Here is a 10892-nt window from a genome sequence, read left to right on the forward strand (position 1 = left end):
CTCCAGGCTTACAGGGCCTTCACCTCGAGGATCTCCACCTCGAAGGTCAGGGTCTTGCCAGCCAGTGGGTGATTGAAGTCGATGGTCACCTGGTCGTCATCGAACGCCTTGACCACACCTGGCAGCTCGGTGTTGGCGGCGTCGTTGAAGATGATCAGCAGCCCTTCGGACAGCTCCATGCCCTCGAAGTTAGACCGCGGCATGACTTGTACGTTTTGCGGGTTGGGCTGGCCGAAGGCGTTCTCCGGGGCCACGACCACGGTACGCTTGTCGCCGGCCTTGAAACCGAACAGCGCGTTTTCAAAACCTGGCAGCAGGTTGCCATCGCCAACCTTGAAGGTGGCCGGGGCCTTGTCGAACGTGCTGTCGACGGTGTCGCCGTTTTCCAGGTGCAGCGCGAAGTGCAGGGTGACTTCGGTGTTCTGGCCGATACGGGTGTCAGTCATGGACCGGATCCTCGGACTTCTTGCTCTTGAACATGTCCAGCGCCAGCATCACCGCACCAACGGTGATGGCGCTGTCGGCCAGGTTGAAGGCCGGGAAGTAATGGCGGTTCTGCCAGTGCACCAGGATGAAGTCGACCACATGGCCCAGCACGACGCGGTCGTACAGGTTGCCGATCGCGCCACCCAGCACCAGCGCCAGCGCCACGGCCAGCCAGGTCTCGTTGCGCCCCAGGCGCTTGAGCCATACCACCAGCACGGCACTGACCACCACGGCGATCAGGGCGAACAGCCAGCGCTGCCAGCCTGCGCCATCAGCGAGGAAGCTGAATGCGGCACCGGTGTTGTAGGCCAGGGTCCAGCTGAAATAGTCAGGAATGACCACAATCTGCTGGTACATGGTCAGTGCGTTGTTGAAGTACAGCTTGGTGGCCTGGTCGAGGACCAGGACCAGCAAGCTCAGCCAAAGCCATGCAAGGCGCCCGAAGCGCCCCGCCGCAGGGTTAGGCATAGTGGCGCACCTCACCTGAACCGCTCAGGTTGTCGACGCAACGGCTGCAGATTTCCGGGTGCTCCGGGTGGCTGCCGACGTCTACACGGAAGTGCCAGCAACGGCCGCATTTGGCGTGGCCGGACTTGACCACTTTCAGCTTGAGGCCTTCGACTTCGGTGGCCACGGCTTCGGCCGGCGCCTGCACGAACGGCACCACGCTGGCCGCCGAGGTGATCAGCACGAAGCGCAGTTCGTCGCCCAGCTTGCCCAGGTCGGTGCTCAGGGCTTCGTCGGCATACAGGGTGACTTCGGCCTGCAGGTTGCCGCCGATGACCTTGGCGGTACGCTGGTTTTCCAGCTCCTTGTTGACCGATGCCTTCACCGCCATCACGCGGTCCCAGTAGGCGCGGTCCAGCTCGGTGCCTTCCGGCAGCTCGCTCAGGCCTTGGTACCAGCCATTGAGCATCACCGACTCGTTGCGCTCGCCCGGCAGGTACTGCCAGATTTCGTCGGCGGTGAACGCCAGGATCGGCGCGATCCAGCGCACCAGCGCCTCGCTGATGTGGTACAGCGCAGTCTGGCAGGAGCGGCGGGCGACACTGTTGGCGCCGGTGGTGTACTGGCGGTCCTTGATGATGTCGAGGTAGAAGCCACCCAGCTCCTGCACGCAGAAGTTGTGTACCTTGGAGTAGACGTTCCAGAAACGGTACTCGCTGTAGTGCTCTTCCAGCTCGCGTTGCAGCAGCAGGGTACGGTCCACCGCCCAGCGGTCCAGTGCCAGCATGTCCTCCGGGGCCAGCAGGTCGCGGGCCGGGTCGAAGCCGGACAGGTTGGAAAGCAGGAAGCGCGCGGTGTTGCGGATACGCCGGTAGGCGTCGGCGCTACGCTGCAGAATCTGCTCGGAAACGGCCATTTCACCGGAATAGTCGGTGGCGGCAACCCACAGGCGCAGGATGTCGGCACCCAGGGTGTTGTTGACCTTTTCCGGCTCGATGGTGTTACCCAGCGACTTGGACATCTTGCGGCCGTTCTCGTCCACGGTGAAGCCGTGGGTCAGCAGCTCGCGGTACGGCGCGTGGCCGTCGATGGCACAACCGGTCAGCAAGGAAGAGTGGAACCAGCCGCGGTGCTGGTCGGAACCTTCCAGGTACAGGTCGGCGCGCGGGCCGGTGGCGTGGCCGATGTCGTGCGAGCCACGCAGTACGTGCCAGTGGGTGGTGCCCGAGTCGAACCAGACGTCGAGGGTGTCGGCGATCTTGTCGTACTGGTCGGCCTCAGCGCCCAGCAGTTCGGCGGCGTCCAGCTTGAACCAGGCCTCGATGCCTTGCTGTTCGACGCGCTTGGCCACTTCTTCCATCAGCTCGACGGTGCGCGGGTGCAGCTCGCCGGTCTGCTTGTGCAGGAAGAACGGGATCGGCACGCCCCAGTTGCGCTGACGCGAGATGCACCAGTCCGGGCGGTTGGCGATCATCGCGTGCAGGCGCGCCTGGCCCCAGGCCGGGACGAACTTGGTCTCTTCGATGGCCTTGAGGGCGCGCTCACGCAGCGGCTCGCCAGTGCTTGGCTGCTTGTCCATGCCGACGAACCACTGCGCGGTGGCGCGGTAGATCAGCGGGGTCTTGTGGCGCCAGCAGTGCATGTAGCTGTGGCTGATGGTTTCGGTATGCATCAGCGCACCGACGTCGCTCAGCTTGTCGACGATGGCCGGGTTGGCCTTCCAGATGAACTGGCCGCCGAAGAACGGCAGCGACTCGACGTACACACCGTTGCTCTGCACCGGGGTGAGGATGTCGTCGTTGACCATGCCGTAGCGCTTGCAAGTGATGAAGTCGTCTTCACCGTAGGCTGGCGAGGAGTGAACCACGCCGGTACCGGCGCCCAACTCGACGTAGTCGGCCAGGTAGACCGGCGACAGGCGGTCGTAGAACGGGTGGCGGAAGTTGATCAGCTCCAGCGCCGAACCCTGGGCAGTGGCGACCACCGCGCCTTCCAGGTTGTAGCGCTTGAGGCACGACTCGACCAGCTCTTCGGCCAGCACCAGCAAGCGCTCGCCGGTGTCGACCAGGGCGTACTTGAACTCCGGGTGGATGTTCAGCGCCTGGTTGGCCGGGATGGTCCACGGGGTGGTGGTCCAGATCACGATGGCAGCTGGCTTGGCCAGCGAAGCCAGGCCAAAGGCGGCGGCCAGCTTGGCCTCGTCGGCCACTGGGAAGGCCACGTCGATGGTCTGCGATTTCTTGTCGGCGTACTCGACTTCGGCCTCGGCCAACGCCGAACCGCAATCGAAGCACCAGTTCACCGGCTTGAGACCCTTGAACACGAAGCCTTGCTTGACCATCTCGGCCAGGGCGCGGATTTCACCGGCCTCGTTGGCGAAGTCCATGGTCTTGTACGGGTTGCCCCAGTCACCCAGCACGCCCAGGCGGATGAACTCGGTCTTCTGCCCTTCGATCTGCTCGGCGGCGTACTCGCGGCACAGTTCGCGGGTGCGGTCGGCGGACAGGTGCTTGCCGTGGGTGACCTCGACCTTGTGCTCGATCGGCAGGCCATGGCAGTCCCAGCCCGGCACGTACGGCGCATCGAAGCCGGCCAGGGTCTTGGAACGGACGATCATGTCCTTGAGGATCTTGTTCAGCGCATGACCGATGTGAATCTTGCCGTTGGCATAGGGCGGGCCGTCGTGCAGGACGAACTTGGGACGGTCCTTGCCAATTTCGCGCAGCTTCTGGTACAGGCCAATGCTGTCCCAGCGCTGCAGGATCTGCGGTTCGCGCTGAGGCAGGCCGGCCTTCATGGGGAAGGCGGTGTCCGGAAGGTTAAGCGTGGCTTTGTAGTCGGTCATTTCAGGCTCTTCGTTAGCGGTTGAGCGTGCCAATGTGCACGTGCGGCGGCGATATCCGCATCGATCGCCGACTTCAGCGCCTCCAGGGAGGCGAATCGCTGCTCTTCGCGCAGCTTGTGGTGGAACTCCACCGTCAGGCGCCGGCCGTAAAGGTCGCCGGCATAGTCCAGAAGATGAATCTCCAGGTGCGGGCGCCCGTCACCGGCAACGGTGGGGCGCACGCCGATATTGCCGACACCCGGCCAGGCCTTGCCGTCGATCTCGATGCTGGCCAGGTAGACCCCGGACAGCGGCACGCGGCGGCGCTTGAGCTGGATGTTGGCGGTAGGTGTGCCGAGCTGACGGGCCAGCTTCTGGCCATGCAGCACGCGGCCGGTGATGCGATACGGGCGGCCCAGCAGGTGCTCGGCCAGCTCGAAGTCGCCTTCGCACAGGGCCTTGCGCACTTCGGTGCTGCTGACCCGCAGGCCGTCCTGAATCACCGTGTTGGCGGCCTCGACGGTGAAGCCATACTGCTTGCCGGCGTCGACCAGAAAGGCGAAGTCGCCGGAGCGGTCACAGCCAAAGCGGAAGTCATCGCCCACTTCAAGGTGGCGCACACCCAGGCCATCGATCAGGATGGCCTTGACGAACGCATCGGCGCTGAGCGTGCTCAGGCGCTGGTTGAACGCCAGGCACAGCACCTGGTCGATGCCTTCGGCAGCCAGCAGCTCGATCTTGTCCCGCAGGCGCGCCAGGCGGGCCGGCGCGGTATCGGGGGCGAAGTACTCGCGTGGTTGTGGTTCGAAGATCACCACGCAGGTCGGCAGGCCCAAGGCCTGGCCGCGCTCGCGCAGGCGCGCCAGGATCGCCTGGTGGCCGCGGTGAACCCCGTCGAAGTTGCCAATGGTGGCGACACAGCCCCGGTGCTCGGGGCGCAGGTTGTGAAGACCTCGAACCAGCTGCATAACGCGCTTCTTGCTCATAAAGTGGCCGATTATAACCACACCCGGGCGCCGGTGACAGGCAGCAGCGCCCAAGGGCGGCGTGGAATACGAAAAACCGACGCCTGACCCGCCCGATGCCTCAGTGCAAGGCCTTGCGGGCGAAATGCCGGGGCCGGAAGCCGCACAGGTACAGGCAACCGAAATAGGTCACGACACCCGCCAGGATCAGCGCCCCCAGGCGCACCAGGCGCTCGAGCATGTTGCCCTGTTCCCAGGCCGGCAGGTAGTGCATGCCGGCCAGTAGTACCGCCGACATCAGCCCTACCCCAAGCACCAGCTTGAGCAGGAACATCGCCCAGCCCGGCTGCGGCTGGAACAACTGCTGGCTGCGCAGCTTCCAGAACAGCAGGCCGGCATTCAGGCAGGCTCCCAGGCTGATCGCCAGAGCCAGGCCGGCATGCGCGAGCGGGCCAACCAGGGCCAGGTTGAACAGCTGGGTGCAGACCAGGGTGAAGATCGCGATCTTCACTGGCGTACGGATATTCTGCTGCGCATAGAAGCCGGGTGCCAGTACCTTGACCAGAATGATCGCCAGCAAACCGACCGAATAGGCGATCAACGCCCGCTGGGTCATGGCCGCATCGACGGCACTGAACTTGCCGTACTGGAACAGCGCCACGGTCAGCGGCTCGGCGAGGATGGCCAGGGCCAGGGTGCAGGGCAGTACCAGCAGGAAGCACAGGCGCAGGCCCCAGTCGAGGATCCGCGAGTACTCCTCACGGTCCTTGTTGGCGTAGGTCTTGGCCAGGGTCGGCAGCAAGATGGTGCCCAAGGCCACGCCCAGCACACCCGAGGGCAGCTCCATGAGGCGGTCGGCGTAGTACATCCACGACACCGAGCCGGCCACCAGGAAGGAGGCGAAGATGGTGTTGATGATCAGCGAGATCTGGCTCACCGACACCCCGAGGATCGCCGGCAGCATCTGCTTGAGCACCCGCCACACGCCCGCATCGCGCAGGTTCAGGCGCGGCAGCACGAGCATGCCGATTTTCTTCAGCGCTGGCAGCTGGTACAGCAACTGCGCCAGGCCACCGGCCAGCACGCCCCAGGCCAGGGCCATGATCGGTGGGTCGAAGTACGGCGTGAGCAGCACGGCGAAGGCGATCATCGCCACGTTCAGCAGGGTCGGGGTGAAGGCCGGCACCGAGAAACGGTTCCAGGTATTGAGGATCGCCCCGGCCAGCGACGACAACGAGATCAGCAATATATAAGGAAAGGTCACGCGCAACAGGGCGGTGGTCAGCTCGTATTTTTCGGCGCTGTTGACGAAGCCCGGGGCCGTTACCCACACCACCCATGGCGCTGCGAGTATGCCGATGGCGGTAACCACCGCCAGCACCAGGGTCAGCAAGCCGCTGACATAGGCAATGAAGGTACGGGTGGCCTCCTCGCCTTGCTGGGTCTTGTATTCGGCAAGGATCGGCACGAAGGCCTGGGAAAACGCACCTTCAGCGAAGATGCGCCGCAACAGGTTGGGCAGCTTGAAGGCGATGAAGAAGGCATCGGTGGCGATGCCGGCGCCGAAAATACGCGCCAGGATGGTGTCGCGGACAAAGCCCAGCACCCGCGAAATCATGGTGATCGAGCTTACCGCAGCCAGGGATTTGAGCAGGTTCATCGAAAAGATTCACGCCAAGGGCAGAGGACGCTGCCAGACAGCGTCCGAATGTGCGATACTCCCGCGCCTTCGCAGGGGAGCCAAAAATTCCCGAGTTTACAGGTCGCGCAGCAGAAAGGAATCTTTCCATCCTGTTGGCGCACCGCTCGGCGGAACCTTGCAGGTGGCCTTGACATCCGCTCGACTGATCGGCATGATTCGCGGCCTATTTTGTTTGCTATTTACCTAAAGTCTTTCGAGGAGCTCGACGGTGGCCAACACACCTTCCGCCAAGAAACGTGCAAAACAGGCTGAGAAGCGTCGCAGCCACAACGCCAGCCTGCGTTCCATGGTCCGCACCTACATCAAGAATGTAGTTAAAGCCATTGACGCAAAAGACGCTGAAAAAGCACAAGCCGCTTACGTTCTGGCTGTACCTGTAATCGACCGTATGGCCGACAAGGGCATCATCCACAAGAACAAGGCTGCTCGTCACAAAGGCCGTCTGAATGGCCACATCAAGGCGCTGAAAGAAGCTGCAGCTGCCTAAGCGACGCGCTAGTCGAAAAACCGACCCTAGGGTCGGTTTTTTGTTGCCTGCGATTTATGTTTGCGGGTGCGGCCCTACATGGGAATGGACATCTGTGGAAGCAACTGTCTTGTATTGCCTGGACTGGCCTCATCGCCGGCAAGCCGGCTCCCACAGGTACTGCACAGGGCTTGAGGCCTATGCGGCCGCTCCCACAAAAAAAAGCAGGGCCGCACTTGGCGGCCCCGCTTATTCATCACTTGGCTATCTGAATCTTCGGCGCCCACTGCAGCCACTCATCCTCCGCCTTGTCGAACAAGGCAAAGGTCTGCTGCGGCCGCGCCGGGTTGCCCATCTGCTCACCATCCGGCGTGGCAAAGGCGATACCGCCATCGACCAGGGTCTCCAGCGACTCCGTACGCACCGTGGCGCCCTTGAACAGGCCCCAGTCGAAACCGAAGCCACTGCTGTTCCAGAAGCGGCTACCACTGCGCACCAAGGTGGCATAGCGCGGCTCGATCAGGATATGGATCAGCACGCGATCAGCACTCTGGCCCAACTCGAAGCCGGTCACCTTGCCCACCGCAACCTCACGATAGGTCACCGGCACACCCGGCTTGATCGAGCCCCGGCGGGGGGCGCTGAGCGTCAATGGCAGGCCGACCTCCGGCCCTGCCACTTGCGGGGCATCGGCCAAGGCGATGAAGTCACGCTGCGGGCCACGGTCCTTGGCGGCCGGCTGCACTTCCAGATACTGCCCGCCGACCAGCGTATCGAGGTTCTCAGTACGCACCAGGCCGAAGGCTGGCTTGACCACCCAGAACTGCGTACCGACACGAGCGATACGATCCGCCGCTTCGGTAATGCGAGCCCGCAGCAACACTGCCTGCAGGTCGCCGGTCAGGTCGACGCTCTCGATACTGCCGACATCCAGGCCGCGGAAGCGGATCGCCGTACCCGGTTTCAGGCCATCGGCACGGTCCACGCGAATGGTGATCAAGGTGCCGGCACGGTTGACCGACTCCTGGCTGTCATGCAGACGGAAGCGCGGAATGTGCCGCTTGAGCGCCACATCGGGCCGTGGCGTGTCGAACGCGATACCACCGGCCATCAGCGTTTGCAGTGACTCACTCTTGATCTTGATGCCCGACAGGCCGCCCGTCAGGGTAATACCGCTGACGTTCCAGAAGCGCGACGAACCATTGACCAGCTTTTCGTATTCCTTCTCGATATGCACACCGATCAGGATGCGGTTGCTATTGCGGGCGAACTGGTAGCTCTGCACGCTCCCCACTTTCACTTGGCGGTACATCACCGGGCTGCCGACTTCCAGCGAACCGAGGGTGTCGGCGAACAACACCAGGTGCAGGCCCGGGGCCTTGAGGTCGAGCGGCGGCGCCTTGGCACGCGCCTCGAACTCACGCTCCGGCCTTGCCCCCTTCTCACCGGGGCGAATGGCGATGTAGTTGCCTTTGACCAACGCTTCCAGGCCAGTGATGCCTGCCAGGGAAATCGACGGCTTGACCACCCAGAACTGGGTACCCTCGACCAGGTAGTCTTCGGCCAAGGGGTCCAGCGTCAGCTCGGCCGATGCACTGGCCAGGTTGTCTTCCATTTTCAGGGTTTTCAGGGACCCTACCTGGATGCCCTTGTACATGACCGGCGTGCGGCCTGCCTGCAGGCCCTCATAGTCGCTCAGCTTCACCTTGACCCGGATACCAGCCTGGGCGGCGTCGAAATCTTCATACAGGCGGAATGGCAGGCTCGGGTCGGTGGGTGGGCTGTCCTTGCGGTACTCCGGCGTGGCAAATGCAATACCCCCGGCAACAATGCTGGACAGCGACTCGCTGCGTACCTTCACCCCCGAGAGCGAAGCATCGATGCTGACACCGCTGGCGTTCCAGAAACGCGTGTGCTTGCGCACCAGGCTGGCATAGGCCGGCTCGATGAAGACTTTGACCTCGACAGTGCTCTGGTCCTCGGACAGGCGATAGCTTTTCACCCGACCAACCCGGATCTGCTTGTAGAACACCGGGCTGTCACGGTTGAGCGAACCCAGGCGATCAGCCTTGAGGGTCAGGTGCAGACCCGGCTCGGCGTCCGACAGCGGCGGCGCCACTTTCAAAGCGGTAAAGTGCTTGGTGCGCTCCCCCTCACCCGGGCTGACGGCGATGTAGTTACCTGAAACCAGTGTTTCAAGGCCGGAAATACCCGCCAGGCTGACACTCGGCTTCACCAGCCAGAAGCGCGTGCCTTTGGTCAGGTGGGGCTCGGCGGCCTTGTTCATCTCGATGGTGGCGATTACCCCCTGGTCTTCGCCCTTGGCGTCGAGCACCAGGCTCTTGACCTTGCCAACCGGCATACCCTTGTAAATAACCTCGGTCTTGTTGGCGACGATACCCTCGCCGGACTCGAAGCGGACTTCAATCTCCACGCCGGCATCACGGTAAGCCTGCCACGCGAGCCAGCCACCGATCATCAACGCGATCAAAGGCAGGATCCAGATAGCCGACCAGTTCGATGCTGGGCGGGTTTTAGCCGTTGGCAGGTCACTCATGGTCGTCATCCGACTCCGTGTTATCCCAAATCAGTCGGGGATCGAAAGTTAAAGCGGCAAGCATTGTCAGAATCACCACAGTTGCGAAGGCGACAGCGCCCAGATTGGCTTCGACACTGGCTATCCGGCCGAAATTCACCACCGCCACCAGAATGGCGATGACGAAGATATCGAGCATGGACCAGCGCCCAATGAATTCGATGAAGCGGTACATCAATATCCGTTGCCGCGCCGAAAGTGGCTGCCGACGCTGAACGGAGTACAACAACAAGCCGATGCCCACCAGCTTGAAGGTGGGCACCAGGATACTGGCAATGAACACCACGGCAGCGATAGGCACCATGCCATGCTTTAGCAGGGTAATGACGCCGGACATGATCGTGTCGGGGCTGCCTTGGCCGAGGGTGCTCACGGTCATGATCGGCAATATGTTGGCCGGGATGTACAGGATCGACGCGGCAATCAGCAGTGCCCAGGTACGCACGATACTGTTCGGGCGGCGGGCATGCACGATGGCGCCGCAGCGTGTGCAGGTTTGCGAAGTGCTGCCTGGCTCTTGCCTGTTCAGCTCGTGACATTCATTGCAGACAAGAATGCCTGCATCAATCGCCCGCATGCAGGTCCTCCCCCGATAGCGCACTCCAGATCTGATGCGGTGACATCACCACCTCCAGCCACACTTGGATCAACAACAGACTGATGAAGCAGAACAGCCCCAGGCCCACGGTCAGTTCGGCCAGATCCACCAGCTTGACGATGGCCACCAGCACCCCCATGAAATAGACCTCGAGCATGCCCCAGTCACGCAAGTGGTGATAGATACGGTAAAACAGCAGGCCATAGGCACGCCCGACGTTCAGACGGATGCTCAACAGCACGGTCAGCTGACATAGCAGCTTGGCCAAGGGAATGGCCATGCTGCACAGGAACACCACCACGGCCACGCCGCGCATTTGCGAGTTGTACAGGCCTAGCACGCCACTCCAGACAGTGTCGTCTGATGTTTGGCCAAACAGGTGCAACTGCATGATTGGCAGGAAATTGGCCGGCACGAATAGCAATAGGGCGGTCAGGACGAGGGCCAGACTGCGGTTGACCACATTGTGCCGGTGAGCATAGAGCTCGTAGCCGCAACGCGGGCACTGGGCTTTTTCATCATGCTGGAGCACGGGTTTGCGCAGCAGCAGGTCGCATTCGTGGCAGGCGACAAGCTCGTCCAGCGGTAGCTGGGCCAGGGGTTCAGGTTCGACAGGATTGGGCATAAAGCGCTTCTGAATAGGTGCGTGGGCCTATTCTAGTGTTCTGGCTCGAATTGTGGGAGGTACCGTAACAGCCTACGCGCTCCTACAGGGGACCGCGAAATACCGGAGATTGGCTTCTGGGCCACAAAGACAAAACCCCTACCTGCATGTGCAGATAGGGGTTTTGCGAAATGAATCTTGACG

General features: G+C 62.4%; 9 protein-coding genes. 1 reads left to right on the forward strand and 8 read right to left on the reverse strand.

The genetic code is table 11. The features are described 5' to 3' along the window. Positions 1 to 8: 8 nt before the first annotated feature. The 5 genes from fkpB to murJ all read right to left on the reverse strand — a co-directional run bounded on the left by fkpB (position 9) and on the right by murJ (position 6382). Positions 9 to 446: an FKBP-type peptidyl-prolyl cis-trans isomerase gene (gene fkpB, locus TZ03_RS04990; RefSeq protein ID WP_003247607.1), complete on the reverse strand. Its 438-nt coding sequence runs from the start codon at positions 444 to 446 to the stop codon at positions 9 to 11. Then, entirely contained in the window at positions 439 to 954 is a 516-nt protein-coding gene (lspA, locus tag TZ03_RS04995; RefSeq protein ID WP_051096104.1) for a signal peptidase II, read from the reverse strand. The genes fkpB and lspA overlap by 8 nt, the downstream gene beginning before the upstream one ends. Further along, on the reverse strand, positions 947 to 3778 hold the full coding sequence (ileS, locus tag TZ03_RS05000) for an isoleucine--tRNA ligase (RefSeq protein ID WP_051096106.1): 2832 nt from the start codon (positions 3776 to 3778) through the stop codon (positions 947 to 949). The genes lspA and ileS overlap by 8 nt, the downstream gene beginning before the upstream one ends. Continuing rightward, positions 3775 to 4725 (reverse strand): bifunctional riboflavin kinase/FAD synthetase, encoded by a 951-nt coding sequence (gene ribF / locus TZ03_RS05005; RefSeq protein ID WP_051096108.1) that lies wholly within the window; start codon positions 4723 to 4725, stop codon positions 3775 to 3777. Before ribF ends, ileS begins: the two co-directional genes overlap by 4 nt. Positions 4726 to 4843: 118 nt before the next feature. Further along, positions 4844 to 6382 (reverse strand): murein biosynthesis integral membrane protein MurJ, encoded by a 1539-nt coding sequence (gene murJ, locus TZ03_RS05010; RefSeq protein WP_051096110.1) that lies wholly within the window; start codon positions 6380 to 6382, stop codon positions 4844 to 4846. A gap of 250 nt (positions 6383 to 6632) precedes the next feature. Here murJ and rpsT point away from each other — a divergent pair, with 250 nt between their 5' ends. Then, on the forward strand, positions 6633 to 6911 hold the full coding sequence (gene rpsT / locus TZ03_RS05015; protein ID WP_003247625.1) for a 30S ribosomal protein S20: 279 nt from the start codon (positions 6633 to 6635) through the stop codon (positions 6909 to 6911). Between the two features lie 235 nt (positions 6912 to 7146). On the opposite strand, the gene TZ03_RS05020 is transcribed toward rpsT, so the two are convergent. Genes TZ03_RS05020 through TZ03_RS05030 form a run of 3 tightly spaced genes read right to left on the reverse strand, consistent with a single transcriptional unit; the run spans position 7147 to position 10709 of the window. After that, positions 7147 to 9447, reverse strand: a complete 2301-nt coding sequence (locus TZ03_RS05020) for a PqiB family protein (protein WP_051096112.1) — start codon at positions 9445 to 9447, stop codon at positions 7147 to 7149. Continuing rightward, positions 9440 to 10063 carry a paraquat-inducible protein A gene (locus TZ03_RS05025; protein ID WP_051096115.1) on the reverse strand — a complete coding sequence of 208 codons (624 nt, stop codon included), beginning with the start codon at positions 10061 to 10063 and terminating at the stop codon, positions 9440 to 9442. Before TZ03_RS05025 ends, TZ03_RS05020 begins: the two co-directional genes overlap by 8 nt. Next, complete coding sequence (locus TZ03_RS05030; RefSeq protein ID WP_051096116.1) at positions 10050 to 10709, reverse strand: paraquat-inducible protein A; 660 nt, start codon at positions 10707 to 10709, stop codon at positions 10050 to 10052. The genes TZ03_RS05025 and TZ03_RS05030 overlap by 14 nt, the downstream gene beginning before the upstream one ends. Between the last annotated feature and the right edge of the window lie 183 nt (positions 10710 to 10892).

Source organism: Pseudomonas sp. 10-1B (assembly GCF_000935045.1).
Taxonomy (GTDB): Bacteria; Pseudomonadota; Gammaproteobacteria; order Pseudomonadales; family Pseudomonadaceae; genus Aquipseudomonas.

Bases quoted from the DNA above. Each gene is read 5' to 3' on its own strand.
- fkpB (WP_003247607.1), bottom strand. From the start codon at position 446: ATGACTGACACCCGTATCGGCCAGAACACCGAAGTCACCCTGCACTTC.
- lspA (WP_051096104.1), bottom strand. From the start codon at position 954: ATGCCTAACCCTGCGGCGGGGCGCTTCGGGCGCCTTGCATGGCTTTGG.
- ileS (WP_051096106.1), bottom strand. From the start codon at position 3,778: ATGACCGACTACAAAGCCACGCTTAACCTTCCGGACACCGCCTTCCCC.
- ribF (WP_051096108.1), bottom strand. From the start codon at position 4,725: ATGCAGCTGGTTCGAGGTCTTCACAACCTGCGCCCCGAGCACCGGGGC.
- murJ (WP_051096110.1), bottom strand. From the start codon at position 6,382: ATGAACCTGCTCAAATCCCTGGCTGCGGTAAGCTCGATCACCATGATT.
- TZ03_RS05020 (WP_051096112.1), bottom strand. From the start codon at position 9,447: ATGAGTGACCTGCCAACGGCTAAAACCCGCCCAGCATCGAACTGGTCG.
- TZ03_RS05025 (WP_051096115.1), bottom strand. From the start codon at position 10,063: ATGCGGGCGATTGATGCAGGCATTCTTGTCTGCAATGAATGTCACGAG.
- TZ03_RS05030 (WP_051096116.1), bottom strand. From the start codon at position 10,709: ATGCCCAATCCTGTCGAACCTGAACCCCTGGCCCAGCTACCGCTGGAC.